This window comes from Streptomyces sp. NPDC087270 (assembly GCF_044744625.1).
Taxonomy (GTDB): domain Bacteria; phylum Actinomycetota; class Actinomycetes; order Streptomycetales; family Streptomycetaceae; genus Actinacidiphila.
Genome location: NZ_JBIUYR010000011.1, coordinates 38,667 through 54,843, shown reverse-complemented (window position 1 = coordinate 54,843; position 16,177 = coordinate 38,667). Strand labels below are relative to the sequence as shown.

Below are 16,177 nucleotides of genomic sequence, written 5' to 3'. Positions count from 1 at the left end.
ACCTCAGAGGGCGGTACGGCTACGAAGGGGGCTTGGTGGAGGTGGCGAAGGGGAGGGAGGGTGGGGGGCAGGTGGGGGCGGTCTGTGCGAGGTGCCAGCCGGGGGTGGTCACCTCGACCCGGACGGGTGCCGTGGTGGGCTGAGGTGCGGCTTCGCCCGAGGGCGGGGGCCATGCGGGTAGCGACAGGGCCGCGGGGAAGGCCACCACGACGGTGCACGCCAGTTGCCGCATCGCGAGCGGGTCGAGTCGCCGCACGCCGGCGGGCAGCCGGACCGTGACCGTACGGCCCTCCGTCCGCACGTCGGCGGTGACCGGCGGCTGGGGCAGCCGTGTCGTGAGGTCGGGCCGCCCCACCGCGGCGGGGCCGGCGAAGAGGAGGTCCACCGCCGCGGTCACCGGATCGGACTCGCCCGACACGTTGCGCCCGGCCGCCTGGAGCCGCTCGCCGTCCAGGAAGAAGGCGACCGCCTCGGAGCGTGCGGCCGGCGCCGTGGCGAGCCCGTTCGCCGGCTCCCCCACGTCGACGACGCCGGTGGTGGGCACCCCGCAGCCGGCGAGCAGTACGGCCGCCGCGGCCCCGAGCGCGGTCATCGCGCCCGCGCGGCGCCCGTTCACGCGTCCCGCCCGGGGCGCGCGGCGGACCCGTCCCGCGGGCCCGGCAGGTCCACCGTGAAGACGGCGCCGCCCCCGGGCGCGTTGTCGGCGCGGATACGGCCCCCGTGCAGCCGCACGTTCTCCGCGGTGATCGCCAGCCCGAGTCCGCTGCTCTCGCTCCGGGTCCGTGCCGAACTCGCCTTGTAGAAGCGGTCGAAGACGTGCGGCAGCGCCTCCGGCGCGATCCCGGGCCCGCGGTCGGCCACGACCAGCCGCACCCACCCGCCGCCCCGACCGTCCGGCCCGTAAGAGCCCTTCTCCAGCGACACCGTGACCGGGGCGGCGCCGTGCCGCAGCGCGTTGCCGGCGAGGTTGGCCACCACCACGTCGAAGCGCCGCGGGTCGACCGGCATCCGCAACTCCCCGGGCGCGGGCAGCCGTAGCACCACCTGGTCCTGCCAGCCGCGCGCGGCCAGCGTGCGCCGCACCGACTCGGCCAGGTCGATCTCGTCGAGGTGGAGTTCGGCCGCGCCGGCGTCGAACCGGGAGACCTCCATCAGGTCGTTCACCAGCCGGACCAGCCGCTCGGTCTCCTCGCTGATGAGCTGGACGGCCTCGGCGGTGCCGTGCTCCAGACGCGGCGCCTCCTCGTCCAGCGCGTCGGTCACCGCCGACATCGCGGCCAGCGGCGTGCGCAGTTCGTGCGAGACGTCCGCGACGAACCGGCGGGCCTGGGCCTCCATCCGGCGCAGCTCCGACACCGAACGCTCCAGCGCGACCGCCGTCTCGTTGAACGCCGTGGACAGGTCCGCGAGTTCGTCGGAGCCGTTGACGCTGAGCCGGGTGTCGAGGTGCCCGGCGGCCATCCTGCGGGTCGCCTGGCGCAGCGCGCGGACCGGGCGCAGCACGCCGCGGGCGACGAACAGCGCCAGCAGGACCGCCAGGCACAGCGCGGGCAGCGCCGCGCGCTCGACGGCCCTGACCAGCGCGGTCACGTAGCGCTGCTCGGTGGTCTGCGGCACCACGAGGTAGAGCGCCAGCCCGGACCCGACCCGGGTGCCGTCGCCGGCGCCGTAGACGACGGGCAGGCCGACCACGAGCGAGGAGCCGCCGCCGGTGTGCACGCGCTGGAAGACGGCCACCTGGCGGGTGCGTACCGACTGGCGCAGCGACGCGGTCAGTTCGGGGAAGGAGTCGCCGGCCCGGGACGGGGCCCGCAGGTCGCCGTAGGTGGCCAGCACCCGCCAGTGCTGGGAGCGGTGCGTCGAGGCGAGGTTGTCCACCAGCGAGGCCAGTTCGGGCAGTCGGGGCCGGGACGGGATGCCGGGCGTCAACGCGTCGACGCTGTCCCGGAACTGGTTGACGACGGTGTCCTGGCTCTGCTGGAGCACCCCGGTACGGGCCTCGCGGAAGGTCAGGGCGCCGGTGCCGAGCGCGCTCACCACGGCGATCAGCCCGAAGCCGGCGACGAGGCGGAAGCGCAGGCTGCGTACCGCGCCGGGCATCCTGACCATGGGCGTCCGGCCGCCCTCACACCGCGCGGAAGCGGTAGCCGAAACCGCGTACGGTCTCGATGCAGCCGGGGTTGTCGCCGAGCTTGCCGCGCAGCCGCTTCACGCAGGCGTCCACCAGCCGGACGTCCCCGTGGTAGGTGTGCTCCCAGACCTGCTCCAGCAGTTGCTGGCGGCTGAGCACCTGGCCGGGCGAGGCCGACAGGGCCAGCAGCAGGCGCAGTTCGGAGGGGGCGAGCGGCACCGGCTCGCCGCGGTGCGTGACCACCATGGCCGCGCGGTCGACGACCAGGTCGCCGTACGTCCGCGGGACCGGCCGGGTGCTGCCGGTCGCATCGGGGGCGGTACGGCGCAGCACCGCGCGTATCCGGGCCTCCAGCACGCCGGCCCGCACCGGTTTGACCACGTAGTCGTCGGCGCCCGCCTCCAGCCCGACCACCACGTCCACGTCGTCGCCGCGGGCGGTCACGATGATGATCGGGACCTGGTCGTTCTCGCGTATCCGGCGGCAGACGTCGAGCCCGGGGATGCCGGGCAGCATCAGGTCGAGCACGACCACGTCGGGCCGGTGCGGGCGGAGCAGGGCCAGGCCCTCCTCGCCGGTGGGCGCGGCCGTGACGGTGTGCCCGCGGTGCCGCAGCGCCCACTCCAGGCCCCGCCGCACGGCGGGGTCGTCTTCGATCAGCAGGACGCGGGACACGCGCATCAGTATGTGCACGCCCTCCGGCGGGCGGCCCGGCCGGACCCCCTTCGCGCGTCAACTGTTGCAGAACGGTCACATGGATCGCGGACCCGCCAACCGCCCCCAGCAGGCGACATCCGACAGGTCGTGACGCGTTCGTGACCGAATGGGCCAAGCGTCATCATCTACGGCCGCGAGCCTGAAGTCCGCACGCACGGTGCGCGGTTGCCAGGCCCCCCTCCCCCTTCGCACCGCCGGCGCGCGCGCCGCGGCATCGTCGATCGGAGAGGACCGGGAATGGGAAGCAGGGCACGGAAGCGGGGGGCCGGCGCGCACGGCGGCGGGAGGACGTCCCTCGGCCGCGGGGCGTACCTGCTGTTCGGGCTGATCTTCCTGGCGCTGCTCGGGGTGACGCTCGTCACGGTGCGCTCGGGCGGGCAGGCCCACGCGGGTACCTCGGCGACCGCCGGCGGCGTCCCGACCGGCGCGGCCACGGGCGGTGCCGGCGAGCCCGCACCGTCGAAGGCCGCTCGCGCCGCGGGTTCCCCCGCCGTGAGTTCCCCGGCCAAGCCCGGTACGCCCACGGTCCCGGAACACGGCTCGGGCGACTTCAGCACCGCCGACGCCTCCGCGAAGGCGGCCGGGCACGGCAACATCCGCCGCTACGAAGTGCAGGTCGAGGGCGGTACGGGCGTGGCCTCTGCGGCCGCGGCGAAGGAGATCCAGGGCATCCTCGCCGACTCGCGCGGCTGGACCGACGACGGCCACGACGGCTTCCAGCTGGTCTCCTCCGGCCCCGCCGACTTCGTCATCAAGATCGCCACCCCCGACACGGTGGACAAGATCTGCGGCGCCGCCGGCCTGCACACCCACGGCGAGGTCAACTGCGACGTCGGCGCGACCGTCGTGGTCAACCTCAAGCGCTGGCTCCTCGGCTCGCCCGAGTTCAGCGGCCCGATCCACGACTACCGCGCCCTGATCATCAACCACGAGGTCGGCCACCGCATCGGCCACGGCCACGAGGGCTGCCCCGGCCCCGGCAAACTCGCCCCCGTGATGATGCAGCAGATCGACGGCCTGCACGGCTGCAAGGCCAACGCCTGGCCGTACGACACGAACGGCCACTACATCCAGGGCCCGCCGGTCGCCTGAGAACGCCGGGGCCGGCCGGGCGGAGCCGCCCACCCGTCAGCGCAACGGGTCGGGCGGACAGTCAGCGCAACGGGCCGAGCAGCCGGGCGTACAGGTCGAGCAGCGGCGCCGACTCGGTCTGCCAGGACCACTGGCGCAGCACCTCCACCCGGTCGTACGCCTTGCGGTAGCGGCGCGGGTTGGTGAGCACCGCGCCGACCGCGCGCACGAAGTCGGCGGTGTCGCGGGCCCGGAAGACCTCGCCGTTGCCGACTTCGAGGGTGGCCGCGGCCATCGCCCGCACGTCGGAGACGACCACCGGCAGCCGGGCGTGCGCGTATTCGTAGTAGCGGGTGGCCAGAACCGTCTGATGATGCGGGAGTTGGTGCACCGGCAGCACCCCGATGTCGGCCGAGGACAGGAACGCGGGGACCTCCGGCACCGGGACGTACGGCACCACGTGCAGGCGGGCGTGCACGCCGAGTTGGGCGGCGCGGTCCCGCAACTCCGCCAGGTGCGGGTGGTCCGGGTCGGGCACCACGAACGCGGCGTGCAGGTCGTAGAGCTTGGGCAGCGCCTCGACGACCGTGAACGGGCCGCGGTCGGGGGTGACCGGACCGGCGTGCACCAGCAGCGGCACCTCGGGGCCGAGCCGGCAGCGGGCGCGTACGCCGGAGTCGCGGCGGTCGGCGATCCGGGCCAGCGGCGGGGTGTTGCGGACCACCGTGGGCAGCGTGGACAGGCCATGGCGCACCAGCAGTTCGCCGGCGAGGCGGTCGCCGACGGTGACCACGCCGTCGGCCTCGCGGGCGTACGAGCGCAGCAGCGCGTCGTCGGCGACGGCGGCCCGGCGGGTGGCGGCGGGGATACGCGGCGGCGCGTCCCACACCACCTCGATCCGGTGCCCGGCGCCCTCCGCGCGCAGCGCGGCCCGGATCGCCAGGGCCAGCGCGCGGTGCCCGAGCGCGTGGATCAGGTGCGGGCGGACCTCGTCGAGCACCGGCCCGTAGCCGATCTCCTGGTCCAGCAGGCCCGGGTCCAGCCGCCGCCACGCCCGCCGTCCGCGCAGCAGGCGGGCGAGTTCGGCGACGAGGTCGTCGAGCCGTGCGTCCGGGGTACGGCGGCGCTCCACCGCGGCGCGGTGCTGCGCGGCCCGCAGTCCGGTCCACCCGGCCCGTACCGCCAGCCGCACCGCGGTCAGGCCGTGGCCGGCCCTGGCGAACGCTTGCAGCGGCAACGGGCGGTGCACCACGTCCAGTTCGGCGGCGCGGGTGGCGTGCAGGGAGCGGTGTGCGGCGAGCAGGGCGGTGCGGCGCTCGTACGACTCCGCGCCGCGGTAGGCCAGCGGCCAGCGCAGACCCGGGCGCGGGCGGCGCTCCCGGTAGCCGCCGAGCGGCGAGCCGACGGTCACCTCGCGTACGGCCACGCCCCGCGGGGCCGCGGTCGCCGGGCCCGCTCCGATCAGCGTGACGCCGTACCCCGCGGAGTCGGCTGCCGCCGCCACGCGCATGGCTCGGGAGTCACCGTCCAACACACCATCCGTCACGATTGCCACGCGCAGCGTCGGCCGGGCTGAGGGCTCCGCCATTCCCGTATCCGACCCCCTCCAAGTGAACGAACGCGACCCCCCGGGTTTCCCCGTCCTGTCGGTTCAGGGACGACCAGCCGGTGGGTGGGGTCCCCTCCGGGCTGCCCCGTCCTGCGAGTGCCGGGACCTCGCGGTCCGCTGTGGCTGGTCGCTGGGGGTACCCCCTCTGGGGGCGTTCCCCGCGGCCCTGGATGTGTGCGGCTCCCTCCGCGAGAAGAGGGCCACCAACCCGGGGGCGCGTGGGGGCACTCCCCCTGGCTCCGCCGGGGGGCTCCCACCCAGGCGAAGCTCTGGGGGGAGAACCGCGCGCGGCCACCCACCGGCAGGTGGTCCCTGAACCGACAGGGCACACCACCCCGGGCGGGTCGGGGTGCCCCGGTCACATCAGGTTGTGGAGGGTGCGGGCTTTGTCCGTGATGTCGGACAGGAAGGTGTGGGCGCGGGGCGAAGCCGCCGTGGTGAGCCATTCCTGATCGATGTCGCAGACGGTGATCGTCACCCCGGTTCCGGCCAGCGCCAGCGGCAACGTGTGGACGACCGTCGAAGGAAAGGACAGCACGGACCGCCCGATCGGCCCGCGCCGAGCGACCAGTTCGAGCGGCAGGTCCGGCCGCACGATCTCCAGCCCCGTCTCCGCGGCGAGCCGATGCAACTTGGCCGGCGCCTCCCGCCGATGCGCGAAGTACCGCCGGGCACCGTGCCGTTCGGCCAGCCCGCGCACCACCGCGAGGTACCGCTCGGGATCGACCACACCGGTCTCGACCAGCGACGTGCCGATCAGGTCGGTACCGGCCAGCGTCCGCGGCGGCCCGAACCGCCCCCGGGTCCAGGCGAACCGGTTGGCCCGCAGCGCCATCCCGGGCGGCGGCGTGGCCGGCATCGCGCTGAACAGCTCGATCCGGTGCCGCCGGCCGGGGGTGAGCCGGCGCCGCGCGGTGCGCGCGAAGACGCCGAAGGCCACGTCCGCCGGGGAACGGCGCCGCCCGCTGCGGTGCCAGCGCACCAACTTCCCGCCGCGGGCCAGGATTTCGGTGAACTCCATGGTCGCGGTGCCGTCGTCGACCACCGTGATGTCCTTCGCCCGGCACAGCGGCAGCAGCACCTGGACCAGCCGGGAGAACGGGTCGCCGATCACCAGCCGCCGCACCCGCAGCAGCGTCGGCGCGAGCGCGCACGCGGTGCGCAGCAACCCGCCGCGACCGCCCCGCGCTTCGTACCACCGCACCAACGCGCCCTCGTCCCGGGCGAGTTCGGCCATCCGCTTCAACTGGCCCCGGCTGGTGGGGTCGGCGGGCGAGAGCACCACGATGGTGAGGGGTTCCGCGCGCTCACCGGGTGCGGCGGGCGGGCGGACGTGGCCCCACTCCAGCACGTTGAGCAGCTGCACGGGCGACTCGACGAGCGCGACGGCACCCGGTGGGGCGGGCCGGTCGGCCATGAGGGTTCCTTTCGGTGGGCGGGTGCACGATCCCGCCGTCAACTCCGCCCCGCGCCCCTCGGCGAACCCGGGGGCGCGGGGCAGCGGACCGTTCAGACCGTGGCGTCGACCGACTGCTCGGACTCGGCCACCACACCGGGCACCCGGCGCAGCTTCTTCATCGGGCCCAGCTCACCGTCGTAGACCTTCTTGACGCCGTCGCCCAGCGAGGTCTCGATGATGCGGATGTCGCGGACCAGGCGCTCCAGGCCCTGGGTCTCGACAGACGCGGCCTGGTCCGAGCCCCACATGGCGCGGTCGAGGGTGATGTGCCGCTCCACGAAGACCGCGCCGAGCGCGACCGCGGCGAGCGTGGTCTGCAGGCCGACCTCGTGGCCGGAGTAGCCGACCGGGACGTTCGGGAACTCGGACTGGAGGGTGTTGATCATGCGCAGGTTGAGCTCTTCGTGCTTCGCCGGGTAGGTCGAAGTGGCGTGGCACAGCACGATGTTGTCGCTGCCGAGCACCTCCACCGCGTGCCGGATCTGCTTCGGCGTCGACATGCCGGTGGACAGCACCACGGTACGGCCGGTGGCGCGCAGCGCCTGGAGCAGCTCGTCGTCGGTGAGGCAGGCCGAAGCGACCTTGTGCACCGGCACGTTGAACTTCTCCAGGAACTCCACGGACGGCACGTCCCACGGGGAGGCGAACCAGTCGATGCCCCGCTTGCGGCAGTACTCGTCGATCGCGCGGTAGCCGTCCTCGTCGAACTCGACCCGGTGCCGGTAGTCGATGTAGGTCATCCGGCCCCAGGGGGTGTCGCGCTCGATCTCCCACTGGTCGCGCGGGGTGCAGATCTCCGGGGTGCGCTTCTGGAACTTGACCGCGTCGCAGCCCGCGGCCACGGCCGCGTCGATCAGGGCGAACGCGTTCTCCAGGTCGCCGTTGTGGTTGATGCCGATCTCGCCGGTGACGTACACGGGCTGGCCGTTGCCGATGTGGCGGGAGCCGACGGCGCGGAGGTTGGCGGGGAGGGAGGTGGTCACGGCTGTTCCTTCACTACGGGGTTGGGACAGGGGGGTGGCACGGGCCGGACGGCCCGGGGACGAGAAGGCGGACGAGAAAGGGGACAAGTCCGGTGCGGGGCAAGCGGGTTGGCGGGGCAAGCGGGTTGGCGGGCCAGGCGAGGTGGCGGGCTCAGCGGGCGAGCGTGGGGCCGAGCAGCCAGGCGGCGATCTCGCGGATCGCGCCGTACCCGCCCTGCGTGCTGGTCACCGCGCGGGCCGCGGCACGCACCACGTCGTGCGCGCCGGCCACGGCGACGGGCCAGCCGACGAGGCTGAAGCACGGCAGGTCGTTGACGTCGTTGCCCGCGTACAGGACCCGCTCGGGGGCGATGCCCTGCTCCTCGCACCACTGCTTGAGCGCGAGGTCCTTGCGGTCGATGCCGTGCAGCACCGGCACCTGGAGCTTGCGGGCGCGGGCGGCCACGACGGGGTTGGTCTCGGTGGACAGGATCAGTACGGGCACGCCCGCGCGGCGCAGCGCGGCGATGCCGAGGCCGTCGCCCCGGTGCACCGTGACCGCCTCGTGGCCGTCGGAGTCGATCAGCACCCGGTCGTCGGTCTGGGTGCCGTCGAAGTCGAGTACGACCGCGTCCACGTCGTCGCGGCGCGGGGTGGTGGCGCCGGCGTCGAGCACCGGGGCGAGCGCCCGGGCCCGGTCCAGGTCGGCGGGCTCGTCGATCTCCAGCACCCGGGCCGGGTCGGTCCACACCAGGCTGGTGCGGCCGAAGAAGCGGTGGCCGGCGGCGCGGAAGCCGTCGGCGCGCATGCCGTAGGCGGCGCCGGTCTCCAGCAGGTCCTGCGGGCGGTCCTGGCGGCGCGGGCGGGTGGCCTTGTCGTGGTTGACGCCGACGCCGTTGCCGCGGAAGTCCGCGCCGGTGCCGGAACCGGCGCCGGCGGTCGCTGTGCCGGTTCCCGCGGCTATGCCGGCGCCCGCGTTCGCGCCCGCGGCCAGATCCGCCACGTCCGCCCCGTCCGCCCGCCAGACGAAGCCGTGGAAGGGGGCGACGGTGTGGGCAGTGTCGGCGCCGCCGTCGGCGATCGCCTCGATCACGCCGTCGAGTTCGTCGCCGGTGATGAACGGGCTGGTGCACTGGACGAGCAGCACCACGTCGGCGGCGGCGCCGCTCATCGCCTCGTACGCGTCCATGGCGTGCAGCACGGCGGCCTCGCTGGTCGCGGTGTCGCCGGCGATCGCGGCCGGCCGCAGCACCACCTCGGCGCCGGCCGCCCGGGCCACCTCGGCGATCGCCGGGTCGTCGGTGGAGACCAGGATCGCGCTGATCCGGCGGGCGGCGGTGCAGGCGCGTACCGCCCGGGCCACCAGCGGCACTCCGCCGACCGTCGCCACGTTCTTGCCCGGCACGCCCTTCGAGCCGCCGCGGGCGGGGATGACGGCCAGAACCCGGGCGTCGCCTGCCGGGGCGCGGGGTGGCTCCCCCGCCGGCGTGATGGTCTGGGTCATCGTGCGGCTCCTGTCGTGGGGGTCATACGGGCCGCGGTCGCGGCATGGTGCGCCGCGAGGGCGCGTGCGGTGCGGGGGTCGAGGGGCGCGCCGGCGGCCGGGCGGCCGCCGTTCCGCACCGGTCCCGCGGGCCGCCGTCCAGCGGGCCGCCGTCCAGCGGGGATCGCGGGCGTCGGCATCGCGGTGCGGGGCCGGCCCACCGCTGGCCGGCTCACAGCTGGCCCCAGCGGCGGATGGCCGGGGCGACGCGCTGCACGCCCTGGCGGTAGGCGGTGCGCGCGGACTTGCGCAGCACCCGGCGGGCGGCCTTGCGCACCCGGTTGCTGCCGGCTCCGCCGGCGGTTGCGGCACGCACGGCGGGCAGCCCCTCGGGGTCCAGGCCCTGCCGGGCGAGGATGCCCGGCAGGTAGCCGGGGGCGGTGCGCAGCGTGTAGTACGGCGTCAGCCTCGGCAGCCGGCCGGCGGCGACCAGGCCCTGGACGCGGGCCCGCAGGTCGGCGTACGGGTCGCCGGTGGCCACGCCGTGCGCGGCGGTCCATTCGGGGTCGGGCTTGGGCAGTTCGCCGTCGTCGAGCTGGTCCCAGGAGGCGAGGCAGCCCGAGCCGAGGAAGTGGTGGTTGCCGAGCGGCTCGCGGATGCCCAGGTCGGTGAGGATGGCGGTGGGTATGCCGCGGTGCAGCGACTCCAGCGCGGCGGTGGAGCTGACCGTGACCAGCAGGTCGGTGCGGTCCAGCACCTCGCCCATCGCGCCGTAGACCAGCGAGACGTTCGCCGGCGGCTCCAGCGACTCCATCAGGTGCTGGTAGGGGTGCTCCTCGATGTGCGTGGTCTGCTCGCCGGGCATGCTGCGCAGCTTCACCAGCACCTCGCGCTCGGGGTGCCGGCGGGCGTGCTCGACCGCCCGGCGCAGCAGGTACAGCCGCTCGGGGCGCTCGGCGGGCGCGGACGGCTGCACGGCGAAGGTGACGGTGAACGGCCGGCTGCCGTCGGGCCGGTACGGTGCGCCGTCGAGGAACGGCAGCGCCGTCTCCACGATCGCGCCGGTCGGGAAGCCGACCCCTTCGTACACGGAACGGAACCGCAGCGCGTCGTCGGTGCTGTTGGCGAGCACCACGTCGGCGCCGGCCCGCAGCAGCAGGCCGTCGGCGAGCTTCTCGTAGACCACGCCGACGTATCCGGTGACCACCACCGGGCGGCGCGGGTGGCCGCGCCAGGCGCGGTCGAAGCCGTGCAGGAAGCACTGGATGGTGCCGCCCACGCAGGAGATGACGAGCACATCGCAGTTGTCGGCGCTGGTCTCGGCGAGGATCTCCGCGGCGGTCTGCTCGGTCATCGAGTCGGCGGGAATTCCGAGTTCGGCGAGCTGGCGCGGAGTGGGCGTGGCACGGCCGCGCAGGAGGCGGGCGTCGAGCCGCGCATCCGGGGCGATCCGGCGCGCGGTCAGCGCACCCCACTTCCAGCGGGTGTCCGAATCGGCGATCACCGTGACCCGCAAGGGCCCTGACGTACGTTCTGGCACATCGCAGACAGTAGGAAGCGGGTGGGTGGAATGGGCTAATCGAAGGCCAACGGCAGGTAAACAGAATGCCGCTACTTTGCGAGTGGTCATCCGTCGCGAGTGAATCACCTGCTCGCCATATTCCGTTTACCTGGAAGTACGCAATCGGCAAAGTACCGAGCCGAACGGCGGCTTAAGGTAATCGGGTGGTCAAGCTCTCCGTCATCGTGCCGTTTTTCAATGTGCAGCCATTCGTCCCCGATGCGCTGCGGAGTCTGCGTGCCAACGCCCGGCACGACTTCGAGTTCCTGTTGATGGACGACGGGTCGACCGACCGGACTCCGCAACTCCTCGAAGAGGGCGCCGGCTCGCTGCCGGGCGCCCGGATCATCCGCCGCGACCACACCGGTGTCGCGGCACTGCGCAACGCGGGCATCGACGAGGCCCGGGGCGAGTATCTGACCTTCATGGACGGCGACGACTGGCTCGCCCCCGGCTACCTGCCGCAACTGGTGCGCGCCATGGACGAGTTGGACGTGGACTTCCTGCGCACCGACCACGTGCAGTGCACCGGTTCCAGCCGCAACGTGATCCGCGCCCCGCACGGCCGCCGCAACGCCCGGATCGACCCGCGCGCCGCGATCCTGCCCGCCGACCGCCCGACCCTCGTGGACTACCCCTACTCCTGGGCCGGCGCCTACCACCGCCGGATCGTCGAGCAGGGCCTGGTGCACATGCCCGCGCACCTGCGCACCGCCGAGGACCGGCCGTGGATCTGGCGGCTGCACCGGGAGGCCAAGTCCTGCGCGGTGGTGGGCCTGCTGGGCGTGCACTACCGGCGCGGGGTGAACACCTCGCTCACCCAGATCGGCGACGAGCGGCAGCTGGACTTCGTCCGCTCCTTCGACCAGGTGATAGCCGAACTCGCCGGAGACCCCGACGAGGAGCGGTTCCTGCCCAAGGCGATCCGCACCTACTGCGCGATCATCGCCCACCACCTCGACAACATCGACCGGTTCGAGCCCGCGCTGGCCCGGCAGTTGAAGACGCTCTCCGCCGCCGCGCTCGGCCGGCTGCCCGCGGACCTGCTCGCCGACGCGCTGGACTCGATGGACGCCGAACGCAGCGCCCGGGTCCGCCGGTTGCGCGGGCGGACCGCGGCCAGAGCCGACCACTCCGGCCCCGCCACGGACAGCGACGCCGACGTACGCGACAACGCGACCAGCGGATCGGCGGTCGCGTGATGGCCCGCACCCAGCTCCTCCTCGCCTCGACCCTGTACGGGATCGCCACCCTCGCCGCCGCGATCGACGCCGGCTCCGTGCCGCCCGCCGACCGCCGCATCCTCGTGGTCAGCAACAACGCGGCCGTACCCGAGACCCACGACGCCCCGGACCGGGCGCCCGGCTTCGAGCCGCTGCGCACCCGCTTCGACCGGGTGGTGTCCTGGAACGACGCGATCCGCCCGATGCACCCCGGCGGCTGGGCCCCGCGCACCGACGAAGTCCCCATGTGGGACCGGTACTTCCGGCAGCTGTGGCAGCTCGACGACGACGACCTCGACCTGGTCGTGGAGTCCATCCAGGTCGCGCCCGCGCTCTCCTTCGCACAGGTCTTCACCGGCGCCCCGATCACCGTCTACGCCGACGGCCTGATGTCGTACGGCCCGACCCGCAACAAGCTCGGGCTGCTGGTGGACACCCGGATCGACGCGCTGCTCCACCTCGACCTGGTGCCGGGCCTGGAGCCCTTGCTGCTCAGCGAGTTCGGCGTGCCCTCGCGGGTGGTGCCGAGCTCGGAGTTCACGAAGGTGCTCGCCGAGGTGGCCGAGGCCACCCGCGGACACGGCATCGGCCCGGACCCGGTGGACGAACTGCCGCGCGACGCGGCCCTGTTGCTCGGCCAGTACCTCTCGGCGCTGGGCATCCTCAGCGTCGAGGAGGAGGAGAAGCTGCACCTGTCCCTGGTGCGCGGCGCGGTCGCCCTCGGCCACCGCCGGCTCGTCTTCAAGCCGCACCCGACCGCGCCCTCGCACTGGCTGGAGCCGCTGCGGGAGGAGGCGCGCAAGCTCGGCGCCGAACTGACCGTGCTGGACTCCCCGGTGCTCGCCGAGGTGGTCTACCAGCGGGCCCGCCCCGCCCTGGTGGCCGGCTGCTTCTCCACCGCGCTGCTGACCGCGTCCGCGCTGTACGGCATCCCGGTCGCCCGCAGCGGCACCAAGCTGCTGCTCGACCGGCTCTCGCCGTACCAGAACAGCAACCGGGTGCCGGTGACCCTCGTGCACGCGCTGCTCCCCGAGGTGTCCGACCCGGACGCGGTACGCGGCTGGACCCCGCCCTCGCCGCGGCAGGTGGCCACCGAGCTCACCCCGCTGCTGCACGCCGTCGGCTACTGCATGCAGGCCGAGGCGTACCCGCACCTGCGGGCGGAGGCCGTGGCGTGGCTCGAGGACCACCTCGGCTCCGGGGTCGCGCCGTACTTCAAGCGCCGCCGGCTGACCTCGCTCGGCCTGCCCGGCGCGCTCCCGGCCCGGCGCTCGCTGGTGCCGCGGGTGCGCGCCGTCCGCCAGGTGGCCCGCGGCGCCCGCGCACTGAAGAAGGCCGCGCTCGGGTAGGCGGTGGCCGGATGATCTCGGGGTGCCCGGCCGCCGACGGCCGGGCGCCCCGATTAACGGACACGGGAGCTCATACGCCCTGCCCTACGATGGAACAGTGAGCGACATCACCCGTGGGAGTCTGCGCGAACAGCCGACGCGCGCCGAGGCGATCCTCGCGGTCGGCCTGCGCGACGAGAAGAGGCGCCAGACCCGGCGGCACATCGCGGAGGTGGCCACCGGGCTGTTCCTCGAACACGGCTTCGCCCGGGTGACGATCGCCGAGGTGGCCCGCACCGCCGAAGTGTCCGTGAACACCGTCTACACGTACTTCCCCTCCAAGGAGGACCTGGTCTTCTATCCGGAGGAGGCGTCCGCGCAGCGGATGGTGGAGATGGTCCGGGACCGCCCGCCCGGGCAGTCCGCCGCCGGCGCCGTCCTCGCCACCCTGCGCGGCGAGCTGCGGCACGGTGACCGCATGGTCGGCCTCACCCAGGGCTTCGCCCGCTTCCTGGAGATGGTCCGCGCCGAGCCCACGCTCTCCGCCCGCCTCGACTCGACCACCCGCGAGATGGTCGACGCGCTCGCCGAGACGCTCGCCGGCGAGACCGGTGCGGAGCCGGGCGACCCCACGCCGCGCCTGGTCGCCTCCCAGCTCGGCTGGGCGCAGGAGCAGCTCTTCCGCGAGATCGGTGAGCGCTCCCGGGCGGGGTGCCCTCCGGGCACGGTGGCGGAAGACGCGCTGGCCCTCCTCAACTCCGTCGAGTCCCTCCTCGGCGACCGCGTCCTGACGTACGCCACGCGCTGACCCGCCCCGGCCCTTCGGGAGCGCTACCTAGGTGTATTGACCCGTAGCGGCGCGGGGAAGCGCGCGCGCAACCATCCACCGGCCGGGGGCCCGGCTACGACAGCAACGGCCCCCTTGGACCGGTGGCGGCCCGCGCCACGACGACGGCTGAGCGCGCAGTTCCCCGCGCCGCTGGTTCCCCGCGCCCCCTGGTTCCCCCGCGCACCCTCAGAACGCCGGCGTCGGGACGTACGTCCCCCACACACCGCGCAAGGCGTCGCAGACCTCCCCCACGGTCGCGCGGCAGCGCAACGCCTCCCGCATCGGGTAGAGCACGTTGTCCGTGCCGGCCGCCGCCTCGCAGAGCACCGACAGGGCGCGGTCGACCGCGCCCTGGTCACGTTCGGCCCGCAACCTCGCCAGCCTCGCCGCCTGCTGCGCCTCGATCGCCGGGTCCACCCGAAGCGGCTCGTACGGCTCCTCCTCGTCGAGCGTGAAGCGGTTGACGCCGACCACGACGCGGTCGCCCGCCTCGGTCTCCAGGGCGATCCGGTAGGCGTTCCGCTCGATCTCGGACTTCTGGAAGCCCCGCTCGATCGCCCGCACCGCGCCGCCCGCGTCCTCGATCCGGCCCATCAGTTCGAGCGCGGCGGCCTCGACGTCGTCGGTCATCCGCTCCATCACGTAGGAGCCCGCGAACGGGTCCACGGTGGCGGTCACGTCGGTCTCGTACGCGAGCACCTGCTGGGTGCGCAGCGCCAGCCGCGCGGACTTGTCGGTGGGCAGCGCGATGGCCTCGTCGAAGGAGTTGGTGTGCAGCGACTGGGTGCCGCCGAGCACCGCGCCCAGGCCCTGCACGGCGACCCGGACCAGGTTCACCTCGGGCTGCTGCGCGGTGAGTTGCACCCCGGCGGTCTGGGTGTGGAAGCGCAGCATCTGCGACTTGGGGTTCCTCGCCCCGAACTCCTCGCGCATCACCCGCGCCCAAATGCGCCGGGCGGCACGGAACTTCGCGATCTCCTCCAGGATGGTGGTGCGCGCCACGAAGAAGAACGACAGCCGCGGTGCGAAGTCGTCGACGTCCATCCCGGCGGCGAGCGCGGTGCGGACGTACTCGATGCCGTCGGCGAGCGTGAAGGCGATCTCCTGCGCGGGCGAGGCGCCCGCCTCGGCCATGTGGTAGCCGGAGATCGAGATGGTGTTCCAGCGGGGGATCTCCGCCCGGCAGTAGGCGAAGATGTCCGCGGTCAGCCGCAGTGACGGCTTGGGCGGGAAGATGTACGTGCCGCGCGCGATGTACTCCTTGAGCACGTCGTTCTGGAGGGTGCCGGTGAGCTTCCCGGCCGGCACGCCCTGCTCCTCGCCGACGAGTTGGTACAGCAGCAACAGCAGCGCGGCGGGCGCGTTGATCGTCATCGACGTGGACACCCGGTCCAGCGGGATGCCGTCGAAGAGCACCCGCATGTCGTCGATCGAGTCGATCGCCACACCCACCTTGCCGACCTCGCCGGCCGCGATCGGGGCGTCGGAGTCGTGCCCCATCTGGGTCGGCAGGTCGAACGCGACCGACAGGCCGGTCGTGCCGTGGGCGATGAGCTGCCGGTAGCGCGCGTTGGACTCGGCGGCGGTGCCGAACCCGGCGTACTGCCGCATCGTCCAGGGCCGGCCGGTGTACATCGACGGGTACACACCGCGGGTGAACGGGTACCCGCCGGGTTCGCCCAGCCGCTCGGCGGGGTCCCAGCCGTCCAGGTCCTCCGGGCCGTACACCGGCTCGATCGGCAGACCGGACTCCGACTCGCGCGTCATGCTCTCCGCCTCCGCCTCCGCCGGCTCGGTGGGGGTG

The 16,177-nt window shown here is 74.0% G+C and carries 13 protein-coding genes; 4 read left to right on the top strand and 9 right to left on the bottom strand.

The window, feature by feature from the left end:
- Positions 1–19 precede the first annotated feature (19 nt).
- The 3 genes from ACIPAE_RS22375 to ACIPAE_RS22365 are packed head-to-tail and all read right to left on the bottom strand — an operon-like array spanning position 20 to position 2,806.
- The gene (locus tag ACIPAE_RS22375) at positions 20–616 is read right to left on the bottom strand and encodes a hypothetical protein (protein ID WP_402447416.1); all 597 of its coding nucleotides are present in this window, start codon (positions 614–616) and stop codon (positions 20–22) included.
- Positions 613–2,100 (bottom strand): ATP-binding protein, encoded by a 1,488-nt coding sequence (locus tag ACIPAE_RS22370; protein ID WP_402447641.1) that lies wholly within the window; start codon positions 2,098–2,100, stop codon positions 613–615. Before ACIPAE_RS22370 ends, ACIPAE_RS22375 begins: the two co-directional genes overlap by 4 nt.
- A 25-nt stretch (positions 2,101–2,125) precedes the next feature.
- Positions 2,126–2,806: a response regulator transcription factor gene (locus tag ACIPAE_RS22365; protein WP_366412376.1), complete on the bottom strand. Its 681-nt coding sequence runs from the start codon at positions 2,804–2,806 to the stop codon at positions 2,126–2,128.
- Between the two features lie 279 nt (positions 2,807–3,085).
- Between ACIPAE_RS22365 and ACIPAE_RS22360 the strand changes: the two genes are divergently transcribed.
- Positions 3,086–3,940: a DUF3152 domain-containing protein gene (locus tag ACIPAE_RS22360; RefSeq protein WP_402447414.1), complete on the top strand. Its 855-nt coding sequence runs from the start codon at positions 3,086–3,088 to the stop codon at positions 3,938–3,940.
- Between the two features lie 61 nt (positions 3,941–4,001).
- Here the strand turns inward: ACIPAE_RS22360 and ACIPAE_RS22355 are convergent, their stop codons facing one another.
- The 5 genes from ACIPAE_RS22355 to ACIPAE_RS22335 form a co-directional block, all read right to left on the bottom strand.
- Entirely contained in the window at positions 4,002–5,465 is a 1,464-nt protein-coding gene (locus ACIPAE_RS22355) for a glycosyltransferase (protein WP_402447412.1), read from the bottom strand.
- A gap of 421 nt (positions 5,466–5,886) precedes the next feature.
- Positions 5,887–6,945 (bottom strand): hypothetical protein, encoded by a 1,059-nt coding sequence (locus ACIPAE_RS22350; protein ID WP_402447411.1) that lies wholly within the window; start codon positions 6,943–6,945, stop codon positions 5,887–5,889.
- A 92-nt stretch (positions 6,946–7,037) separates the two neighbouring features.
- Positions 7,038–7,970, bottom strand: a complete 933-nt coding sequence (locus tag ACIPAE_RS22345) for an N-acetylneuraminate synthase family protein (protein WP_328468362.1) — start codon at positions 7,968–7,970, stop codon at positions 7,038–7,040.
- Between the two features lie 151 nt (positions 7,971–8,121).
- Positions 8,122–9,453: a cytidylyltransferase domain-containing protein gene (locus tag ACIPAE_RS22340; protein ID WP_402447409.1), complete on the bottom strand. Its 1,332-nt coding sequence runs from the start codon at positions 9,451–9,453 to the stop codon at positions 8,122–8,124.
- Positions 9,454–9,664: 211 nt separating this feature from the next.
- Positions 9,665–10,972: a DUF6716 putative glycosyltransferase gene (locus ACIPAE_RS22335; RefSeq protein WP_329365567.1), complete on the bottom strand. Its 1,308-nt coding sequence runs from the start codon at positions 10,970–10,972 to the stop codon at positions 9,665–9,667.
- 185 nt (positions 10,973–11,157) lie between these two features.
- Between ACIPAE_RS22335 and ACIPAE_RS22330 the strand changes: the two genes are divergently transcribed.
- The 3 genes from ACIPAE_RS22330 to ACIPAE_RS22320 all read left to right on the top strand — a co-directional run bounded on the left by ACIPAE_RS22330 (position 11,158) and on the right by ACIPAE_RS22320 (position 14,352).
- The gene (locus ACIPAE_RS22330; RefSeq protein WP_402447407.1) at positions 11,158–12,195 is read left to right on the top strand and encodes a glycosyltransferase family 2 protein; all 1,038 of its coding nucleotides are present in this window, start codon (positions 11,158–11,160) and stop codon (positions 12,193–12,195) included.
- On the top strand, positions 12,195–13,565 hold the full coding sequence (locus ACIPAE_RS22325) for an alpha-2,8-polysialyltransferase family protein (RefSeq protein WP_402447406.1): 1,371 nt from the start codon (positions 12,195–12,197) through the stop codon (positions 13,563–13,565). The genes ACIPAE_RS22330 and ACIPAE_RS22325 overlap by 1 nt, the downstream gene beginning before the upstream one ends.
- A 97-nt stretch (positions 13,566–13,662) precedes the next feature.
- Positions 13,663–14,352, top strand: coding sequence for a TetR/AcrR family transcriptional regulator (locus ACIPAE_RS22320; RefSeq protein WP_402447404.1), 690 nt, complete (start codon positions 13,663–13,665; stop codon positions 14,350–14,352).
- Between the two features lie 207 nt (positions 14,353–14,559).
- Here the strand turns inward: ACIPAE_RS22320 and ACIPAE_RS22315 are convergent, their stop codons facing one another.
- Positions 14,560–16,140, bottom strand: coding sequence for a methylmalonyl-CoA mutase family protein (locus ACIPAE_RS22315; RefSeq protein WP_366412369.1), 1,581 nt, complete (start codon positions 16,138–16,140; stop codon positions 14,560–14,562).
- Between the last annotated feature and the right edge of the window lie 37 nt (positions 16,141–16,177).

Excerpts from the sequence above, each read along its gene's own strand:
- ACIPAE_RS22350 (WP_402447411.1), bottom strand. The coding sequence starts at position 6,945 with ATGGCCGACCGGCCCGCCCCACCGGGTGCCGTCGCGCTCGTCGAGTCG.
- ACIPAE_RS22315 (WP_366412369.1), bottom strand. The coding sequence starts at position 16,140 with ATGACGCGCGAGTCGGAGTCCGGTCTGCCGATCGAGCCGGTGTACGGC.
- ACIPAE_RS22325 (WP_402447406.1), top strand. The coding sequence starts at position 12,195 with ATGGCCCGCACCCAGCTCCTCCTCGCCTCGACCCTGTACGGGATCGCC.
- ACIPAE_RS22370 (WP_402447641.1), bottom strand. The coding sequence starts at position 2,100 with ATGCCCGGCGCGGTACGCAGCCTGCGCTTCCGCCTCGTCGCCGGCTTC.
- ACIPAE_RS22360 (WP_402447414.1), top strand. The coding sequence starts at position 3,086 with ATGGGAAGCAGGGCACGGAAGCGGGGGGCCGGCGCGCACGGCGGCGGG.
- ACIPAE_RS22340 (WP_402447409.1), bottom strand. The coding sequence starts at position 9,453 with ATGACCCAGACCATCACGCCGGCGGGGGAGCCACCCCGCGCCCCGGCA.